Source organism: Novosphingobium sp. Fuku2-ISO-50 (assembly GCF_001519055.1).
GTDB lineage: Bacteria > Pseudomonadota > Alphaproteobacteria > Sphingomonadales > Sphingomonadaceae > Novosphingobium.
The window spans coordinates 118,705-136,528 of record NZ_KQ954286.1; the positions used below are offsets into that span (position 1 = coordinate 118,705).

At 61.9% G+C, this 17,824-nt stretch carries 20 protein-coding genes; 11 read left to right on the forward strand and 9 right to left on the reverse strand.

What is annotated here, in order from left to right; translation table 11 throughout:
- Positions 1-3: 3 nt before the first annotated feature.
- The 3 genes from AQZ50_RS03530 (at position 4) to AQZ50_RS21115 (ending at position 1,067) form a co-directional block, all read left to right on the forward strand.
- Positions 4-324 carry a hypothetical protein gene (locus tag AQZ50_RS03530; RefSeq protein WP_067742745.1) on the forward strand — a complete coding sequence of 107 codons (321 nt, stop codon included), beginning with the start codon at positions 4-6 and terminating at the stop codon, positions 322-324.
- A gap of 4 nt (positions 325-328) precedes the next feature.
- Complete coding sequence (locus AQZ50_RS03535) at positions 329-691, forward strand: hypothetical protein (RefSeq protein ID WP_197412373.1); 363 nt, start codon at positions 329-331, stop codon at positions 689-691.
- A gap of 208 nt (positions 692-899) precedes the next feature.
- Positions 900-1,067: a transposase gene (locus tag AQZ50_RS21115; RefSeq protein ID WP_255354591.1), complete on the forward strand. Its 168-nt coding sequence runs from the start codon at positions 900-902 to the stop codon at positions 1,065-1,067.
- 281 nt (positions 1,068-1,348) lie between these two features.
- On the opposite strand, the gene AQZ50_RS20315 is transcribed toward AQZ50_RS21115, so the two are convergent.
- Positions 1,349-2,266 carry a hypothetical protein gene (locus AQZ50_RS20315; protein WP_156427214.1) on the reverse strand — a complete coding sequence of 306 codons (918 nt, stop codon included), beginning with the start codon at positions 2,264-2,266 and terminating at the stop codon, positions 1,349-1,351.
- Positions 2,267-3,004: 738 nt separating this feature from the next.
- Between AQZ50_RS20315 and AQZ50_RS03545 the strand changes: the two genes are divergently transcribed.
- Positions 3,005-5,416, forward strand: coding sequence for an HAD family hydrolase (locus AQZ50_RS03545; protein ID WP_067742747.1), 2,412 nt, complete (start codon positions 3,005-3,007; stop codon positions 5,414-5,416).
- Here AQZ50_RS03545 and AQZ50_RS03550 read toward each other — a convergent pair.
- The 6 genes from AQZ50_RS03550 to AQZ50_RS03575 form a co-directional block, all read right to left on the reverse strand.
- A complete protein-coding gene (locus AQZ50_RS03550) occupies positions 5,398-5,808 on the reverse strand; it encodes a nuclear transport factor 2 family protein (protein ID WP_369801369.1) in 411 nt (136 codons plus the stop codon). The two genes, AQZ50_RS03545 and AQZ50_RS03550, sit on opposite strands and share 19 nt — an antisense overlap.
- Positions 5,801-6,259, reverse strand: a complete 459-nt coding sequence (locus AQZ50_RS03555) for a hypothetical protein (RefSeq protein ID WP_231730090.1) — start codon at positions 6,257-6,259, stop codon at positions 5,801-5,803. The genes AQZ50_RS03550 and AQZ50_RS03555 overlap by 8 nt, the downstream gene beginning before the upstream one ends.
- Positions 6,259-6,960, reverse strand: coding sequence for a SatD family protein (locus AQZ50_RS03560; RefSeq protein WP_231730091.1), 702 nt, complete (start codon positions 6,958-6,960; stop codon positions 6,259-6,261). Before AQZ50_RS03560 ends, AQZ50_RS03555 begins: the two co-directional genes overlap by 1 nt.
- Before the next feature lie 72 nt (positions 6,961-7,032).
- Positions 7,033-7,284 carry a hypothetical protein gene (locus AQZ50_RS03565; protein WP_067742753.1) on the reverse strand — a complete coding sequence of 84 codons (252 nt, stop codon included), beginning with the start codon at positions 7,282-7,284 and terminating at the stop codon, positions 7,033-7,035.
- Between the two features lie 46 nt (positions 7,285-7,330).
- Positions 7,331-7,525, reverse strand: a complete 195-nt coding sequence (locus AQZ50_RS03570) for a lysozyme family protein (protein WP_067742756.1) — start codon at positions 7,523-7,525, stop codon at positions 7,331-7,333.
- A gap of 119 nt (positions 7,526-7,644) precedes the next feature.
- A complete protein-coding gene (locus tag AQZ50_RS03575; protein WP_067743739.1) occupies positions 7,645-8,541 on the reverse strand; it encodes a sterol desaturase family protein in 897 nt (298 codons plus the stop codon).
- A gap of 133 nt (positions 8,542-8,674) precedes the next feature.
- On the opposite strand from AQZ50_RS03575, the gene AQZ50_RS03580 reads away from it, so the two are divergent.
- Positions 8,675-9,619 carry a Vgb family protein gene (locus AQZ50_RS03580; RefSeq protein WP_067742759.1) on the forward strand — a complete coding sequence of 315 codons (945 nt, stop codon included), beginning with the start codon at positions 8,675-8,677 and terminating at the stop codon, positions 9,617-9,619.
- A gap of 111 nt (positions 9,620-9,730) precedes the next feature.
- A complete protein-coding gene (locus tag AQZ50_RS03585) occupies positions 9,731-10,510 on the forward strand; it encodes a protein-L-isoaspartate O-methyltransferase family protein (RefSeq protein WP_067742762.1) in 780 nt (259 codons plus the stop codon).
- A gap of 8 nt (positions 10,511-10,518) precedes the next feature.
- On the opposite strand, the gene AQZ50_RS03590 is transcribed toward AQZ50_RS03585, so the two are convergent.
- Positions 10,519-11,631 (reverse strand): helix-turn-helix transcriptional regulator, encoded by a 1,113-nt coding sequence (locus tag AQZ50_RS03590; RefSeq protein ID WP_082703425.1) that lies wholly within the window; start codon positions 11,629-11,631, stop codon positions 10,519-10,521.
- Positions 11,632-11,800: 169 nt separating this feature from the next.
- On the opposite strand from AQZ50_RS03590, the gene cysD reads away from it, so the two are divergent.
- From cysD to AQZ50_RS03605, 3 genes are read left to right on the forward strand one after another with little or no spacing between them, the layout of a single operon-like run.
- On the forward strand, positions 11,801-12,721 hold the full coding sequence (gene cysD / locus AQZ50_RS03595; RefSeq protein ID WP_067742767.1) for a sulfate adenylyltransferase subunit CysD: 921 nt from the start codon (positions 11,801-11,803) through the stop codon (positions 12,719-12,721).
- The gene (gene cysN / locus AQZ50_RS03600; RefSeq protein WP_067742770.1) at positions 12,721-14,658 is read left to right on the forward strand and encodes a sulfate adenylyltransferase subunit CysN; all 1,938 of its coding nucleotides are present in this window, start codon (positions 12,721-12,723) and stop codon (positions 14,656-14,658) included. Before cysD ends, cysN begins: the two co-directional genes overlap by 1 nt.
- Positions 14,658-15,419 carry a 3'(2'),5'-bisphosphate nucleotidase CysQ gene (locus AQZ50_RS03605; protein ID WP_067742773.1) on the forward strand — a complete coding sequence of 254 codons (762 nt, stop codon included), beginning with the start codon at positions 14,658-14,660 and terminating at the stop codon, positions 15,417-15,419. The genes cysN and AQZ50_RS03605 overlap by 1 nt, the downstream gene beginning before the upstream one ends.
- A 9-nt stretch (positions 15,420-15,428) precedes the next feature.
- Here the strand turns inward: AQZ50_RS03605 and AQZ50_RS21120 are convergent, their stop codons facing one another.
- Positions 15,429-15,551, reverse strand: coding sequence for a hypothetical protein (locus AQZ50_RS21120; RefSeq protein WP_255354592.1), 123 nt, complete (start codon positions 15,549-15,551; stop codon positions 15,429-15,431).
- Positions 15,552-15,925: 374 nt separating this feature from the next.
- Here AQZ50_RS21120 and AQZ50_RS03610 point away from each other — a divergent pair, with 374 nt between their 5' ends.
- Both AQZ50_RS03610 and AQZ50_RS03615 read left to right on the forward strand, forming a co-directional pair.
- Positions 15,926-17,062, forward strand: coding sequence for an ABC transporter permease (locus AQZ50_RS03610; RefSeq protein WP_067742776.1), 1,137 nt, complete (start codon positions 15,926-15,928; stop codon positions 17,060-17,062).
- A 5-nt stretch (positions 17,063-17,067) separates the two neighbouring features.
- Positions 17,068-17,823, forward strand: a complete 756-nt coding sequence (locus AQZ50_RS03615) for an ABC transporter ATP-binding protein (protein WP_067743742.1) — start codon at positions 17,068-17,070, stop codon at positions 17,821-17,823.
- Position 17,824 lies beyond the last annotated feature (1 nt).

The window sequence follows — 17,824 nt, forward strand, 5'->3', positions numbered from 1 at the left end:
GCCATGTCAAACATGCACAGGCTTGCCGGCACCGTCGACGTTGACGGGCTCCACTATGATTGGGAACTCCGCCGCGAGCCGAAATGGGGCGAGTCCGAAGGCTGGAAGGGTGCGGCCGTTGCCTTGCTCCAGAAAGGCACCCAGCGCGAAGCCTTGCTGGAATTTCCCCCGCCGAAACGGTTGCTGAAAGGTTTGCCGCCGAGCCGTCTGCAAATCAGCGACGCCCTTGTGTCCCGGGGCATTCGCGCAGCCCTGCTCGCCGGGTGGGAGCCGATGTCGCGAGGCAAGCCTATGGTTTTCGTCGTCGACGCAGATGGCAACTAAGACCATGACAAGCATTTCGCCAAAAGCGTGGGATAGCGAACTGGTCCGCAAATGGCTCGAATCCCGTATCGAAGCCGCGCGACTTGATCAGGTGGCGGCGGACATCCGGGGCTATGAAGCCCAGGACGACTATGACAAGGCCGCCGCCGAAGAATGGGTGTGCCGAGCCGTGAAAGCCGCCGCATCCAGGGACGATCAGGCCGCTTTCGCCGCGCGCCTCAAGGAATTGCTGGGGCAAGACGAGTATCGGATCACGGGCATCCATGATGACCGCCGCACCGAAAGACATGTCCGCGCCACCCTGAGAAAACTGTCCAGGATGACCAAGGCCAATGCCGGGTTCGAGAACACGCTACGCTATCAGTGAGCGCCGCGGGCTCCGGCGCGTCCCGCCCCGCCATTCGCGGGACCGAAGTTCTGACTGGAATGACGACAGATTCCGCCCTCATAGCGGTCGCTTGCGGGCACGAATTCGTCCTGTTGTATCTGACGTCCGTTCAATTTAGGGGTTTTCGCACCTGTCACGGTAATCTCTGTCACGGTAATCTCGGGTATTGCGTCCCCCGAACTCGCAGTTGCGTCCCCCGAACTCGCAGTTAGACACCTTGCGCCTGCGCCTCATCAAGATCGCCGCCCGCGTCACCGAGTTGAAGACCCTCATTCGCGTGCAGTGGCCAACGGCATGTCCTGATCAACACATCTTCCGGATCGCCCTTGCGCGCATCCCGTGCCTCGCCACCTGAACGTCGCGGCAAGCACGCCAAATCGAACCCGTACCAGTCAACCCGCAAGCCTTCATCCACCGTAACCCTGGCTCACCGCCGGGGACGATCAGGTATGCACCGCTGACGCCAAATGCTCGAAACTGGGAGCGCCAAACTCAACTGGATGAATTATGCGGGCTAAAGGTCTATCGCGGCGCACATCCACGAGCTTAATGGGGCGCCAAAATCCGTCGGCCCCCTTGGGCCGCCACCCAAGTAGGAATTTACGTGCTCGCTGCGACGAACCAACTGACCATCCTTTAAATTCCGATCTTGGGAATGATGACAAATCTTTCGGCCCACATGACGGTACGAGTATCAGTGTCTTCGATTTTTTGTCCCCAGTCCCCATCATATTTCATTTTGGGCAATTTCCTATCATACAACGAAGATAATTCAGATGCATTCATATTAATCATGCGGGGAATGTATATTGCTGCCGAATCAAAAGCACTTATCAGCGCCTTGCGAGCGAGATCACCATTATTTGCAGCCCAAATCTTCGCGTTGGAAACATCATTACTCTTTTTGACATCGGTCAGTGGCACGGAGATATCGATTGTTTGACGGCAAGCCAAATATCTCGTCTTAAAACGATCTTCTGGTCTGCCTCCCATGGGGGTGGATTTTTTTGCTATTTCTATCAGGATCTTCGCATGCAAAGCCTGAAAATCGGGATCAAAAAAGTAAACGTAGTGTATGAATACCGCCTGATCACCGTGTATTTGATCAAGAAAATCGCTCTGGATCTTTCTAGAGTCATCTTTGGCAGACGTAACTGGTTGAGAATTTAGCCAGTTTACTTTTTGGAGAGCAATTTTTGTTGCTTTTAACGCCAAATCATCGCCGTTCATGTCGCTAAGTGCCGAACGTATCGGGGCAACCAACGACTCCTGAAATTTTTCCTGCTTTGATTCTCTGGAAGAGTTGATTAACGCCCCAATAATTCCGAGTTGCGCACCAGGTGTTGATGTAACATTGCTCCAGCCACCGACAGCCTGATCGTCGCCTACCAGAATATCTCTTTGCCCTAGTAAAACCAATACGGATGTATCATGGTTAGTGGCTGCCGTATCAGCCGATACCAACCAAACTGTGCCGGCAGAAGCGCCAGAGCTTATGAATATAGAAACTGACAGAGTAGCCAATAATTTTAATAATAAGTTTTTATAGTTCATGGGATTCTTTCCCTCTAGCCCGGAAAATTCACTGGGGGTTGGCGGATGTAGCTTAAATCTCTGATTTGATGTATGATTTGGTTGCTTACACCGATCAACGTCATTTCAGAAGGACCACACCCGCCATGGACAATCCTACGCTGCCATTACCCGGTCTGTCACCTGTTTCCGGCAAGCGGTTGGATGTCAGATTCGACGGCGGCTTGCTCTCATCCGATGGCGGGAATTCCAGGGACGCAAGAATTCCAGGGACGCGAATTCCAGGGACGCGGACGCGAATTCCAGGGACGCCGAATTCCAGGGACGCAACGAATTCCAGGGACGCAATACCCAATTACGCCAAAGGACTAGCGGGGTCCCGGCTCAAGGCCGGGACGACGAGACGGTAGAATATGATGCAATGTGAAGCGTTAACGCGGGATTGCAGGTAAGTCAGGAAGATCAAATGGGTGGCAGCTTCATGCCTGCCAACTTCAGAACCCGACATTCCGGTTCGTCCCAAAACCCGACATCCGCCTGCTCAAGTCAGCCTTGTGAAATTTGGGTCAGGCATCACGAAAACCAGACACCTGACGCCCAGCGCGCACCTCAGGGTATCTGCGTAAGGCTGTGCCCGGCATCGCTTAACCATGGTAACGCTAGACCCGCCTGCGCCACGGTCCGGACAATCGGGCCGTACCGAGGGGGATAGCGGGTGATGCATGTCGAACGAGCCGGGACACTGACGGGATTGCCGCGATGACGGCGCCGGTTTCCGCATCGGTCTTTGTCGGGGTGAGCGAGGCCTCGTGTGCGCCGCATGAATTGCCCGGCGTGCTTGATCGCTATCCGGGGGTCAAAGTGCTCAGCCTCGATTGCTTCGATACGCTGCTGTGGCGCGATTGCCATGCGCCGCAGGATCTGTTTGTCGCGCTGCCGGGGGTCTTGCCGTCGCAGCGCATGGTCGGCGAAGGCCGGGCGCGGCAGATTGCCCGGACGACGCGCGGCGCGCTCGATGTGCCGATCGATGCGATCTATGCCGAGATCATGCCGCGCGCCGATGCGCGCACGCGCGCTGGCGCGATTGCCGCCGAACTGGCCGCCGAAGCGCGCCATTGCCACGCCTTTGCCCCGACTGTCGCGCTGATGCGCGACGCACGGCGGCGGGGGCTGAAAGTGATCCTGGTCTCCGACACGTATCTCGACCAGAGCCAATTGCTGCAGCTGATTGCCGGCGCCGCCGGGGACGATGTTGCCGGGCTGATCGACCGGGTGTTTTGTTCGTCGAGCTGGAGCAAGCCGAAATCGCACGGGCTCTATCGCGATGTCCTGCGCGGCGTAAAAGCGCGACCCGACCAGATTCTGCACATCGGCGACAATCATGAAGCCGATGTGATCGGCGTGCGCCCGTTTGGCGTGCATACGCTGCATCTGCGGCAATTCGAGCCAGACATCGGGCGGCAATTGCGGCTGGAAAGCACGGTCGCGGGGATGCTGTTCGGGCAAAGTCAGGGGCAGGAGCGCTTGGCAAGGCCGCAGCCGCATCGCGCCGCGCTGGCGCTGGGCCTGCCGCAAGAGCCAGACCCGGCGCGACGACTTGGCCAGGCAGTGCTCGGCCCCTTGTTCTTCGGCTTTGATGCCTGGCTGCGCGAAGAGGCCGCCGCGCTGGCCTTGCGCGGCGGGCAAGTCCACTGGCTGTTCATGATGCGCGACGGCCATCTGCCGCTGCGTGTCCATCGTGCGGTCGGCGCGGCAGACAGCGCGCATGACATCGAAATCAGCCGGGCGACGGCGACCTTTGCCAGCCTGACGAGCGATGCTGCCTTGAGCCGCTTTCTGGCCGAACAGGCCGCGATCCAGGCACCGGCTTTGGGCAAGCTGCTTCGGCTTGACGACGCGACCATCGATCAGCTTTGCGCCGGGCGCGATCCGCTTACCGCGCGGCAGGCGCTGGGCCGCTGGTGTCAGCAACCGGCCAATCGCCGACGCATTCTCGCCGACGCCCGCGCGCTGGCCACGCGCCTCGCCGCCCATGTCCGGCGCGCCGTCGACCCCGCGCCGGGCGACACGCTGATGCTGGTCGATCTCGGCTATAACGGATCGGTCCAGAATTTCGTCGCGCCGCTGCTGGGCGAAGCGCTTGGAGTGCATGTCGCCGGGCGCTATTTGCTGCTGCGCGAGATGGAAATTTCCGGGTTCGACAAGCGGGGCTTTTTCGATCCGCGCCATTTCGACGTCGCCGCGCTCGACATGATGGCCGCCAATGTCGCGGTGCTGGAGCAATTGGCGACGATGGCAATCGGCTCGGTCATCGACTATGCCGACGACGGCACGCCGATCCGCGCCGCCAATTCCATCAAGACGCGCCAGAGCGCAGTGCGCGATGCGGTCCAGGCGGGCTGTCTGGCCTTTGTCGGCCATGTCGGCGGGGCAACGATCCGACGCGCCGATGCAGAGGACAAGGACCGGCTGTGGCGCGAAGCCTGTGCGGCCGGGATGGCGCGCCTGATGTTCCTGCCGCTGCCGCACGAAGTGGCCACGATTGCCGCATTCGAACATGACGTCAATCTGGGCACTGACGAAATGGTTCCCCTGTTTGACCCGGTCGCCGCGCGGCACGGATTGCGCCGAAAAGGCCTGTTTTATCAAAAGGGAACGCAGCGCATGTTCCTGCCCGCCGAACTCGCGGGCGAAGCCATGCCCTTGCGGCTGGCGAACTTTGCCGGAACGCGCTTTGCCTCGCCGCTGACATTTGCGGACGTGTTGAGCGGGGATACCACTGTGCCGGTGGTCATCGTCGAACCGCGCGGCGAAGTGCAGAAAGTCTGCCCGGCGCGCCCGACGCACGACGGGTTTCTGGCCTTGTGCATCCCGCTCGGGACCGACCGCTATCCCGTCGCGGTACAGATCGGCGCGGTGGCGCGCTTTGTCGAAATCGAAACGATCATGGCCGTGCCGACCAGCGCCTACCTTCATACCCGCATCAATGCCGCCCCGCGCGAAACCCCGGTGACGCCGTTGCTCGACGGGATCGTCGAATATGCGCCGGGGCTGTGGCATTGCCAGTCGGACTATGCCTTTGCGCTGCTTGCCCCGCCCGCGCTGGAGGATGTGGAGGATCTGATGCTGGTCATGGTATTCCGCCCGATCGGTCAGCCGAGCGTGAGATAAAGCTCGGCCTCGATTGTCCAGGCCGCGCCGGTGTTTCGCCACTTTGCCGTATAGTCGCCGCGCGCGGCAATCTCGCCGTCAGACGCCGTGATCCCCTGCCAATGGCCATGCTCAAACGCGATGGGTTCTACGGGCGATAGCGTGATCGTATCGGGCTTGCGGACATAGACCGTCCGATCGGCAGCGGCGAATTCACGCTTCCAGGCCGCCAGCTGCGCCTTGCGACCGGACAGCAGCGCGCTGTCGGTTCCGGCGACCAGAATGACGTCGGGGGCCAAAATCGCGCCGATGGCGTTCAGATCGCCATCGGCGAGAGCCTTGTTGAAGGCGGCGCGCGCAAGGCGGATGGCGAGTTCTGCCGAGGTGGTCAGACGAAGGCTTTGCTCACCCATTTCTCTGGCCGCCCGATGCTTCCAGCATTTTGGCGACATTGCTGCGAATGTCGATGCCGTAACGATAATCGTAGGCCATCCAGCCGCTGGTTATCACGATCGCCCACAGCACACTGAACAATGACCCGACGAGAAAGTATTCCGCAAATCTCTGGTCATCGAGATCCTTGAACCTGGCCACGGATTTGAGCGCAATCACAGCCGCGAGCACTTCCCAACGATGGGAGAGGATTCCGATCGCCAGGATCGACCGTTCAAGCCAACCGATGATCCGCCCGGCGGGATGCGCCGCAGTTCCCCCTGTTACCGCCGAATCCTTGAGACCGGTCAGGGAAAAGACTTGGCGGCACACCCAGTTCCCGGCTCCGGTCAGCAAGACCAGCGCCGAGATCGTGTAAACGGCGGCGTGCATATAGCCGCATGGCGGAATGGCAGTGGGCACCGTCTGCATCAAGACCGCTCCTGCCGTCGATCGAGTGCGGCCAAAGCCGCACCGATGGCGTGCCATTGCATCGTATAGGCGTCAAAGTTGCCTGAACTGCGGACTTTGTAAATGCTGTGGACCGAAACATTCCTGTGTTTGGCCAGTTCGGCGGCACTAAGGCCCTTGATCAATGCGGAAATGTCTTCGCGCTGCTGGTCTGTCCAGCCTCGTTCGATCGCAGTCAGTCCGGCGCCGACCGCTTCGAGCAAAGTCTCGGCAACGGGATCGTCGAGGATGGAAAACCGATAGAGCGAGCCAGTCCGCTTCTCGTTAAGTCGCTCTCGCGCCCGGCTGAGCCCCGGCCCCATCATGTTCCAGGCCTTATCCGGATTGATTTCGGTCCTGATCTCAACCGATCCGATAACAAAACGGCAGTCGATCGCCTTTGCCATCAAGTGCAGGCGCATATCGCGCACGATGGGCGCCGCATCGGCAAGCGATTTGACCAGCCCCTGAAATTCGTCACCGAGCGTGATGGTGAGCGGTGACACCAGCCTTTCGCGATACCGCATATTGAGCATGTCGACGACATCATTGAACTGCGCATGGAGGCGTTCCGGCGCAGGCGATCGCTCGCTTTGCACCAAATCGCCCATCACAACTGCGAGGCTTTGAATCGGACTGGAAGCCATAACAAACAGTGTGGCTTGTAACCAAATATGGGTCAATTCAAATTTTGACCCATATTTGGTTACACCACACAGCACGACCGGTGCCGCCCAAAACCGGAACGGATCGCTTCAGTGAAGGCTCTCGCTCTCGGCGTTCATGCGCTGGACGAGGCCTTCGATTTCGTCGGGATTGAGCACCCAGGTGCGGGTCTTGCGGCCTTCGCGGTGGACCGGGCGGGTCAGCAGGATGCGCGCCTGCTCTTTGGCGAACGGCTTGAATATGGCGAAATGCATCACGCAATCGCGGATCGTGCCGATGATCGGGGTCTTGCCGTCGAGGTCGATCAGCGTGGCGGGCTGGTCCCAGGGGATTTGCATCATGGGCCCAGCCTAGCGCACTATGGGCGCGACGCAACGGTCATCCGGCTTATTCGACCAGCGGGCGGATTCGCGCGATCAGCGTCTGGATGCGTTCGGCGGCTTCGCTGAAAGTCTTGACGTCTGCGCGGTTGGCGTTGCCGCGCGCTTCCTTGGCGGATTCGATATAGCCTTCCATATCGGCTTCGAGCGCATCGAGGATGATCTCGGCTTCGTCTTCGGTCAGCGTCAGTTTGATGGACATTGTCGGACGGGATCCTGTGATTGAGTCACCTGCCAGATTCACCTGCCAGATTCGCCTAGTAGATTCACCGGCCCATGAGCACACCTGCGCCCGCCCGTCCAGACCATCCGGCCCGCTTTTCAAACAGTCGCGGATCTGCCCGACGACGCCTTGCCATGGGCCCGCCTTGCCTTGAACGCGTCAATCAGCGGCACGAACGGAAAGACGAACTGTTCGCGGATCGACAACCGCTTGCGGTCCCCCTGCCCCACCACGTCCGCTTCGCCGTCGCGAAAGGTGCCGAACACGCGATCGATCAGGATCAACGAATTGGCATAGTTGCAGCGCGTATCTTCATAAGGCACCGAATGATGCAGGCTGTGATGCCGGATCGTGGTGAAAAAGAACGCGTACCAGGCCGGCGGGTCGCTGCGCACATTGGCATGCGCGAAAATCGACACCGCAGAAAGCACGTTTGCCGCGCAAAATACCGCCACAAGCGGCACGTCGAACAAGGCCACGACGCTCAGGCTGATCAGGAACAATTCGATCGGATTGCCCACAGACCCCTTCATGGCGTTCAATTGCGTAACATGGTGATGCGGCGCGTGAGTCAGCCAGAACGGCGTGCTGTTGTGCATCAGGCGATGCATCCAGTACTGGCCGAATTCGATCAGGAACATCACCAGCGCGACTTGCACGAGAAAGGGCCAATGCATGACCCAGGGCGTGCTGAAGCCCAACGCGTGCTTGGCCGCCGTCAACGGCTCTTCGGCCAGCCTGGACGACAGCAGGTCGATCACGGTAAAGCCCAGGATCACATAGAAAACGTCGGTGAAAAATTCGCGCCAGGTCAGCCGCCAACCGGCGTGGCGCTCACCCACCCATTCCAGCGCCTGGACAAACGCGATTGTGACGATGCTTGCCACGATGATCGAGCGTGGGTTGCCGGTCCATGCCGCAGGGGCGAAAGACCAGAACAGCACGATCAACGCGACGGTCGCGGGCGGCACCAGATCCAACGCGATTTTCTTCACACCATTCCCCGTCCGGCTCACACGCTTGCGCGGCAGGCTACCTTGAAATGTTACCCCGACAGATACGCCAAGTACCGTATGCCCATGGCGCCCGTTGGGGGCAAACCTGCCGGGAACGCAAAGGGGAAAATCGATGCAAGGGCCGAGGACATTGAGAGGGACGCTCCAGTTCGCGATCGGGGCCGCCCTGTTTGCCGCCGTCCCCGCTGCCGCATCGGCGCCGGAGGCCCAGGTCATCACCGTGCCGGGCTTTGCGGATTTCCTGGTCGTTGACGGCAAGACCGTCTGGGCGACCAATCGGGGCCGGGTCGAGCGGTGGTCGCGCAAGGGCAAGATCGCCGAAGTCGCGATGACCAAGCCTTGCGGCGCCATGGCGATCCTCGACGGCGCACTGTGGGTCGCCGATTGCAAGGAGGGCACGCTCAACCGCATCGACACGCGCACGGCAAGGATAACCGCCACCATCACGACGGGGATCGCCAATCCCACCGGCGAACTCAACGTCGTGGCGGGCGCAGGATCGATCTGGATCGCCAGCGAGGCAAAGGGCATGATCGCGCGCGTCGACCCCGCCACCAACAAAGTCATCGCGTCCATTCCCGTCGCTGCAGAAACCTCCTATCTCGCCTTCGGACTGGGCTCGCTGTGGTCCGTCAGCGGGCCGCGCCAGTCGTTGCAGCGGATCGATCCCGAAACCAATGCCGTGGTCAAGACAACGGCGCTCGGCCGCGAGCCCGGATTTCTTGTCGCAGGCGAAGGCGCGGTCTGGGTTCAGGAACAAGGCGACGGCACGCTCGCCCGGATCGACGCGGCAACCGGCGACGTGTCGGGCCGCATCAAGGTCGGCGAAAACCTGAAATGGGGCGACATCGATGCGGGCGGCGGCAAAGTGTGGCTGCGCACGACCGACGATCAGGTCTTCGCCGTCATCGATGCCCGGTCCATGGCCATCCTCGCGCGGGTCGGCAAAGCCTCGGGCAGCGGCGCGCTGCGCTATACCGCTGCGGGACTATGGACGACCGCGCATGACCAGCACACGCTGTCATGGTGGCCCTCCCCCGCCAAAATCGCAAACTGACACCGGCGCCGGCTCACGCCCTTGCTATGCAATCATACGGATCACCGCCGATCAACGTTCGTTGATCGGCAGTGTGCCAAGGTGCGCGCATTCTCGAAACCCGGGGGGCCGATGGGTTATTTGCACGATACACTCGCCTTGTTGCGCCAGAGCCACGCCGATCGCAGCCGCGCCGTGGCGTCGCCGCGATGGGGCGAGGATAACCGCGATGCGTGGTTGATCGCCATGCCGGACGATTTTGCGATTCAGCGGCAGGCGATGGTCGCGGGCTTGCGCCAAAGGCTCGCCTGCTTGTCCGACCGGCTTGGCATGGACAGTATCGAGCGCGCGCTGGCCGCGATGGCGCTCGTCCCGCGCGAAAGCTTTGTCTGCCCGCTTGTCGATGATCTCGCCTATTTGCCCGACCCGATCGACATCGGCCACGATCAGATCATATCGCACCCCGAGCTGGTCGCGGTTCTCGCCGCGGCCGCCGACCCGCGCGGGGGCCATGTCCTCGATGTCGGCACCGGCTCGGGCTATCAGGCTGCGGTGCTGTCGCGGATGGCAGGCTCGGTCACTTCGATCGAGATCATTGCCCGGCTCGGCGCCTGGCGGCTCAGGCGTGGCGGATTTGACAATGTCGCGGTCTCCGCCGGCGATGCCGCGATGCGCGGCTTCGCGCCGGAGACCTATGACGCGATCGTGGTTGCGGCCGGAGCGGCGCAAGTTCCCCCCGTCTTCCTCGCCGCGCTCAAGCGCGAAGGCCGACTGGTCATGCCGATCGGCGCGACCCCCGATCGGGAAATCCTCGTTTTGGTGACCAAGGCTGCCGATGGCGGCATCACCTGGACACCGTTGCGCCCGGCCTGCTTTGTCCCGCTGACCGGCTCCGGAGCAAGGCCGCACTGAGCCAGGCTTCAGACAAACGGCGCAAGGCCGGTGAGGATCAGGCGCACGAGATCGGCCTGACCGCGCGCGCCGGTCTTGGCATAGACCCGCTTCGAATAATTGCGCGCAGTCTCTTCGCTCAGGCTCAGGCGGCGCCCCGCTTCGATCAGGGTTTCGCCCATCGACACGGCGTGCGCCAGCGCGGCCTCGTTGTCCGACAGGCCATGCAGCGCGGCAATCGCCCGGATCGCCTGCCGCGCCGGTTCGCGCACCGGGGCCCGGATCGTGCCGATGACGGCGGGCCGGGCGCAAGGCTCCGCCAGCACAAGGTCGGATCGACGCAACAGGAGGTCGGTCGCCCGTCCTTCATCGACGCGCAGCACCACCGATGGCGCCTGCGGATCACCCGACAACATCGCGCAAACCGCCTCAAGCCGATGCGCGACGTCGGGCCTGAGATTCAGCCGGCGCCCCGGTCTCCCCCCCGGCTCGGGAACGAACGGCAGCACCGCTTCGGCAAGACCGTCGGCGGCCATCACCCGCCCACCCGCGTCAAAGGCGAGCTGACCCGCGCCGAGCCGGGCCAGCGCCGACGTCGCCAGCGCAGTTTGCAGACGCTGATCGATCAGGGCGGCCAGCGCGCGCAAGGCCGCAGCCATAAGCGCGGCGATGCCATCGAGCAGCGCGACCGCCGACCCGCTGAAATCCTCGCGCTCGCGCACCAGAACGAGCCAGGCGTCGGCTGCTCCACCTGCAGAAATGCGCAGCCAGCGGCCATAGCGAATGCCCATCGCCGCCAGCGCGGCGCGCTGACGCGCCAATTGCGCCCGATCGCCGTAATCGAGCATTTCGTCGAGCGCATAGACCCGCCCCGGACGCAAGGCGCCATAAGGGTGCAGGCGCAAGGCATCGAGATCGCGAAAGTCGAGCGGATCGTCCTGAACCGCGCGCGGCGCCGCGACCTGAATGACCAACGGCTCCTGATCGGGCGCGGCATTGGCCAGCGTCAGCACCAGACAGGCCCGCCGCGCAACCATCCGCGCGGCCAGATTGCGCAGAAACGCGCCCCAGGGCGGGCTTTCATGAATGCCCTCGACCAGCGGCAGGAAAAGCTCGCGAAGATCGGCGGAGAGCAAAGCCATACCGGGCGTGGTTCCATAGCCGAACACCGCCGTCAAGCGCTTGCGACCGGCGAATGCCTGCCTCTTTGGTAATTTTGCTCCCATTTGGGAGGTTCGAGGCAAGGCGCCAGGCTCGATCTGACGTCAGCCCCGCGTTTCGCGCCATCCGAGCACGCAAAGAGAAGCCCCCATGCCCGCCTCTACCGACCGAACGACGCTGACCCATCTTGCCCGGCTTGAGGCCGAGGCGATCCATATCATGCGCGAGGTGGTGGCCGAGGCGCAAAACCCGGTCATGCTCTATTCGGTGGGCAAGGACAGCGCGGTCATGCTGCATCTTGCGCGCAAGGCGTTCTATCCCTCGCCGCCGCCCTTTCCGCTGCTCCATGTCGATACGACATGGAAATTCCGCGCGATGTACGACTTGCGCGACCGCATGGCGCGCGAATCCGGCATGGATCTGCTGGTCTATCAAAACCCCGAGGCAACGGCGCGCGGCATCAATCCGTTTGACCATGGCGCGCTGCACACGGATATGTGGAAGACCGAAGGACTGAAGCAGGCGCTCGACAAATGGGGCTTTGACGCGGCATTCGGCGGCGCGCGGCGCGATGAGGAAAAGAGCCGGGCCAAGGAACGGATCTTCTCCTTCCGCACCGCCAGCCACGGCTGGGATCCCAAGAACCAGCGCCCGGAACTGTGGAACCTTTACAACGCGCGCAAGAACAAGGGCGAATCCATCCGCGTGTTCCCGATCTCGAACTGGACCGAGCTCGACGTCTGGCAATATATTCACCTCAACGCGATCCCGATCGTGCCGCTCTATTTTGCCGAAAAGCGCCCGACGGTAGAGCGCGACGGCATGTTGCTGATGGTCGATGACGACCGCTTTCCGCTGCTTCCGGGCGAAGAGCCCGTCATGCGTTCGATCCGGTTTCGCACCTTGGGGTGCTACCCCTTGACCGGCGCGGTCGAAAGCACGGCGGCAACGCTTCCCGAAGTGATCCAGGAAACGCTCCTGACCACCACCAGCGAGCGGCAGGGCCGCGCCATCGACAAGGACTCCGGCGGAGCGGGCATGGAAGTCAAAAAACAGCAGGGGTATTTCTGATGACCGACCCGATCACACAGGATAGCCCCGTTTATGTCGTCGACGACCTGATCGGGCGCGACATCGATGCCTATCTCGACCTGCATCAGCACAAGACCATGCTGCGCTTTATCACCTGCGGCAGCGTGGATGACGGAAAATCGACGCTGATCGGCCGATTGCTCTATGATTCCAAGATGATCTTCGAGGATCAGCTGGCCGCGCTGGAAGCGGATTCGAAGAAAGTCGGCACGCAAGGGCAAGCGATCGATTTCGCCCTGCTTGTCGACGGGCTTGCCGCCGAACGCGAACAGGGCATCACCATCGATGTCGCCTATCGCTTTTTCAACACCGAAAAGCGCAAGTTCATCGTCGCCGATTGCCCCGGACACGAACAATATACGCGCAACATGGTCACCGGCGCCTCGACCGCCGATCTCGCGGTCATCCTCGTCGATGCGCGCAAGGGCGTGCTGGTCCAGACGCGGCGCCATTCGTATTTGTGCCACCTGATCGGCATCCGCAATGTGGTGCTCGCGGTCAACAAGATGGATCTGGTCGATTACGATCAGGCCACGTTTGACGCGATCGTGCGCGACTATGCCGAATTCGCGCGCTCGATCGGCATCGAAACCTTTACCGCGATGCCGATCTCGGGCTTTGCGGGCGACAATATCACCACGCATTCGGCGAAAACGCCGTGGTATGCGGGCCCGACGCTCGTCGATCATCTCGAACAGGTCGAAGTCAACGCCGCGCACGACGGGGACAAGCCGTTTCGCATGCCGGTGCAATGGGTCAATCGCCCCAATCTCGATTTCCGGGGGTTTTCGGGGCTGATCGCGACCGGCTCGGTTCGCCCCGGCGACACGATCCGCGTGCTGCCTTCGGGCAAGACCAGCACGGTCACGCGGATTGTCACGCTTGACGGCGATCTCGACCAGGCCGTTGCCGGCCAGTCGGTCACGCTGTGCCTGGCCGATGAAATCGACTGTTCGCGCGGCGATGTCATTGCGCTTGCCGATGCGCCGCCGCAAGTCGCCGACCAGTTCGAAGCGACGCTCGTCTGGCTCAACGACGAAGCCCTGATTCCGGGGCGCGCCTATTGGCTCAAGCTCGGCACGCAGACCGTTTCGGCGACGGTGCAGCATCCCAAGTACGTCGTGAACATCAATACGATGGAGCACATGGCGGCCAAGACGCTCGATCTCAATGCGATCGGCGTGGTCGAAGTGACCGCCGACAAACCGGTCGTGTTCGAGCCTTATGTCGATAACCGCACGCTCGGCGGCTTTATCCTGATCGACAAGATCACCAATGCGACCGTGGCCGCAGGCATGCTGCATTTTTCCTTGCGCCGAGCACAGAATGTCCATTGGCAAGCGCTCGACATCACGCGCGAGGCGCGCGCGGCCATGAAGGGGCAAACGGCGCGCGTACTGTGGTTCACCGGCCTGTCGGGATCGGGCAAGTCGACCATCGCCAATCTCGTCGAGAAAAAGCTGCATGCGTTGGGCAAGCACACCTTCCTGCTCGACGGTGACAACGTGCGCCATGGGCTCAACAAGGATCTCGGCTTTACCGAGGCAGACCGCATCGAAAACATTCGCCGCGTCGGCGAAGTCGCCCGGTTGATGACCGACGCCGGGCTGATCGTGATTACCGCCTTCATCAGCCCGTTCCGTGCCGAACGCGACATGGTACGCGCGATGATGGAGCCGGGCGAATTCGTCGAAGTGTTCATCGACACCCCGCTTGAAGAGGCCGAACGCCGCGATGTGAAGGGGCTTTACAAAAAGGCGCGGCAGGGCGCGCTGAAGAACTTCACCGGCATCGACAGCCCCTATGAAGCGCCCGACAGCGCGGAAATCCATGTCGATACCACCCGCGAACAGGCTGAAGATGCGGCCGAGCGGATCGTCAACCATATCCTTGCCCAATGGACGCCGGTAATCTGATGCAGACTTTGACCGATACGGCGCTTGCCGCCCATCTTGCCGACGTGGCGGGGCACTTGCTGATCGCCGTGCGCGACAGCGACGTGCTGAGCCTGAAGGCGCTGGGCAAGGCGGGCGATGCCACCGCCAACCAGTTCCTGTGTCACGCGCTGCGTGAAAACCGGCCCGACGACGCGCTGTTGTCCGAAGAGGAAAAGGACAGCGAAGAGCGGCTTGGCCACAGCCGGGTGTGGATTGTCGACCCGGTCGACGGCACGCGCGAATATGGCGAGCGCCGCGCCGACTGGGCGGTCCATGTCGCGCTCGCGATCGACGGCGCGGCGACGCACGGCGCGGTTGCGCTGCCCGGTGCGAACGACGGCAAAGGCCTTGTGCTGCGCAGCGACGCCCCGATCGTCGTGCCCCCTGCGCCCGACCGGCTGCGGATGGTGGTCAGCCGGACGCGGCCCGCAAAGGAAGCGGTCGCCGTGGCCGAGGCGCTGGACGCAGAACTGATCCCAATGGGCAGCGCCGGGGCCAAGGCCATGGCGGTGATCCTGGGCGAGGCGGACATCTACCTCCACACCGGCGGCCAGTACGAATGGGATTCGTGCGCCCCCGCCGCTGTCGCGCTGGCCCACGGCCTGCACGCCAGCCGTGCCGACGGCTCGCCGCTGGTCTACAATCAGCGCGACACCTATATGCCCGACCTGCTGATCTGCCGCCGGGAACACGCAGCATTGGTGCTCGACACGATGGCTGGGTTTGGGGCTGGGCTTTAGGGCTGCGCTTTAGCCATACACCTCGGCGCGGACCCAGTCGACTGTCGGCGCGGCAGAATCGAGCCGCGCCTTGCCGTGCAGGCCCGACCAATAGCCTTCGGCCCCGTCGGCGAGGCGCCATTCGTGCGGCAATGCGGCAGGCGATCATGTCCTCGCCCACAAGCGCGTCGAGATAGCCCGAATCCACGATGACCTGCCAAATCGGACGGATCGATCCACCGGCTTCGAGCGCGCGAACCGCAGCGGGGACGGCTCTCTGGCCTCAAGCCTAATCAATCATTCAATTGAGTTAAAGGGTAGACCATCCGCGCCGCAAGCGTCCAGTGCAACCTCGTGCAATGGGCCTGATCGGTCGGCACGCGCCATGCTGCCCTGCAAAAGCGGTGGCGCTGGCTTCATCGGTCCGGCCTTGTTGTGACACTTTGATACAGCTCATTTGATTTAAGCCATATTTTTTGCGCCCGCGAACGCCCATAGTTGCCCATACATGGCCGGAAGGATCCCCAATGTTCGGCATATTGCGCATCGCATACAAATTGCTCGCCAACGATCGAACCAAGTTCACCGCGCTGATCGTGGGGATCACTTTTGCCGTTTTCCTGATGGTGCAGATGACCGCGATGTTTGCCGGGGTACTCAGCCGGTCATCGGCGACCGTTTACAACGTCGGCGCCTCGATCTGGGTGATGGACCCGGCGGTGCAGACAGTATCGAATTCGATCCCCATGCCCGATGCCGTGCTGGATCAGGTCCGTTCGCTTCCCGGCGTGAAATTCGCGGTACCGCTCTATTCCGGCGGCGGCCTCGTGAAACTGGCCGACGGCACGTATCAGGCGGTCACGATCATGGGGCTGGACGATACCACGTTGTTTGGCCGTCCGCAGATGCTCAAGGGACAAATCGAGGACATCTATGGCGAAAGCGGCTTCATCGCCGTGGTCGATTCCGAATACACCAAACTGGGCAGCCCCAAAGTCGGCGACGAATTCGAAATCAACGACAATCGCGCGCGCATCGTCGGGCTTGCGCGCGTTGCCAGCAACGGCCTGTTCGGCGTGCCCTCGCTCTACACCACCTATAGCCGCGCGCTGCAATACCTGCCCAATACCCGCTTCACCACGAGCTATATCCTCGTCGAGCCCAAGAGCGCGGCGGATATTCCCGCAATCCGCGACGGCGTGGCCCGGATCGGCTATATCGCGCTGACCCGCGACGAATTCGTCAGCCAGATTTCCCATTTCTATACGTTCAAGACCGGGATCGGTACCAATCTGCTGATGATGTCGGCAATCGCCTTCATCGTCGGCCTGTCTATTTCGGGGCAGACGTTCTATTCGTTCATTCTAGAAAACCTGGAAAAATTCGGCGCGCTCAAGGCGATCGGCATGACCTCGCGCGAATTGATCACGATGATCCTGTTCCAGGCGGGGTTCGTCTCGCTGACCGGCTATGGCCTCGGCACCGGGTTGTGCGCGACGATGATCTGGCTCGCGCGCGCGCGATTGCCCGACTATGCCTCGATCATCACGGCAGGCAACCTGTTGCTGGCGCTCGGCATGGTCGTGGTGATCGCCGGGGTATCGAGCTGGTTCGGCGTGCGCCGGGTATTGCGCATCGAACCGTTCGACATTTTCCGGGGTTGATGAACATGCCCGACACCCCCGGAAATGCCTTCACAAAGACTGGCGCAAAGACTGTCGCGATCCGGGCCGAAGGCCTGACCAAAGGCTTTGGCGAAGGCGAAACCTATACCCGCGCGGTCAGCGATGTCAGCTTCGAGGCCTATCACGGCGAAATCCTGTTCGTCGTCGGCCCCTCGGGGTCGGGCAAGACCACGATGCTGTCGATGGTTTCGGGCATCCTGCGCCCCGATGCCGGAAGCGTGAGCATCGAGGGGCAGGACATCTGGTCGCTGTCGACCGATCAGCTCGCGCATTTCCGGCTGAACACGATCGGTTTCGTGTTTCAGGACTTTCACTTGTTTCCGCGCCTGACCACGGCAGAAAACGTCGCCATTCCGCTGATCATCAAGCGCCACCCCTGGGACGAAGCAATGTCCGAGGCGCGCCGTTTTCTCGAAATCGTGGGCCTTGCCAATCGCGCCGATGTGCCCCCGGTCAAGCTGTCGGGCGGCGAGCAGCAGCGCGTGGCCATTGCCCGCGCGCTGATCGCGCAGCCCGATCTGCTCGTGCTCGATGAGCCCACCGCCTCGCTCGACGGCGATACCGGGCGCAACATCATCAGCTTCGTGCGCAGCCAGGTGCTCAACGACAAGCGCTGCATCCTGATCATCACGCACGATTCGCGCATTTTCGAATTCGCCGACCGCATTCTCAACATGGAAGACGGTCGCGTCACCGGTATCGAAGACGGAGGATCCCATGTTGCCCATGAAGGCGTATAAA

Bases quoted from the DNA above. Each gene is read 5' to 3' on its own strand.
- cysN (WP_067742770.1), top strand. From the start codon at position 12,721: ATGACCGACCCGATCACACAGGATAGCCCCGTTTATGTCGTCGACGAC.
- cysD (WP_067742767.1), top strand. From the start codon at position 11,801: ATGCCCGCCTCTACCGACCGAACGACGCTGACCCATCTTGCCCGGCTT.
- AQZ50_RS20315 (WP_156427214.1), bottom strand. From the start codon at position 2,266: ATGAACTATAAAAACTTATTATTAAAATTATTGGCTACTCTGTCAGTT.
- AQZ50_RS03530 (WP_067742745.1), top strand. From the start codon at position 4: ATGTCAAACATGCACAGGCTTGCCGGCACCGTCGACGTTGACGGGCTC.
- AQZ50_RS03580 (WP_067742759.1), top strand. From the start codon at position 8,675: ATGCAAGGGCCGAGGACATTGAGAGGGACGCTCCAGTTCGCGATCGGG.
- AQZ50_RS03585 (WP_067742762.1), top strand. From the start codon at position 9,731: ATGGGTTATTTGCACGATACACTCGCCTTGTTGCGCCAGAGCCACGCC.
- AQZ50_RS03615 (WP_067743742.1), top strand. From the start codon at position 17,068: ATGCCCGACACCCCCGGAAATGCCTTCACAAAGACTGGCGCAAAGACT.
- AQZ50_RS03550 (WP_369801369.1), bottom strand. From the start codon at position 5,808: ATGGGTGAGCAAAGCCTTCGTCTGACCACCTCGGCAGAACTCGCCATC.
- AQZ50_RS03535 (WP_197412373.1), top strand. From the start codon at position 329: ATGACAAGCATTTCGCCAAAAGCGTGGGATAGCGAACTGGTCCGCAAA.
- AQZ50_RS03545 (WP_067742747.1), top strand. From the start codon at position 3,005: ATGACGGCGCCGGTTTCCGCATCGGTCTTTGTCGGGGTGAGCGAGGCC.
- AQZ50_RS03565 (WP_067742753.1), bottom strand. From the start codon at position 7,284: ATGATGCAAATCCCCTGGGACCAGCCCGCCACGCTGATCGACCTCGAC.
- AQZ50_RS03610 (WP_067742776.1), top strand. From the start codon at position 15,926: ATGTTCGGCATATTGCGCATCGCATACAAATTGCTCGCCAACGATCGA.
- AQZ50_RS03590 (WP_082703425.1), bottom strand. From the start codon at position 11,631: ATGGCTTTGCTCTCCGCCGATCTTCGCGAGCTTTTCCTGCCGCTGGTC.
- AQZ50_RS03605 (WP_067742773.1), top strand. From the start codon at position 14,658: ATGCAGACTTTGACCGATACGGCGCTTGCCGCCCATCTTGCCGACGTG.
- AQZ50_RS03555 (WP_231730090.1), bottom strand. From the start codon at position 6,259: ATGCAGACGGTGCCCACTGCCATTCCGCCATGCGGCTATATGCACGCC.
- AQZ50_RS03570 (WP_067742756.1), bottom strand. From the start codon at position 7,525: ATGTCCATCAAACTGACGCTGACCGAAGACGAAGCCGAGATCATCCTC.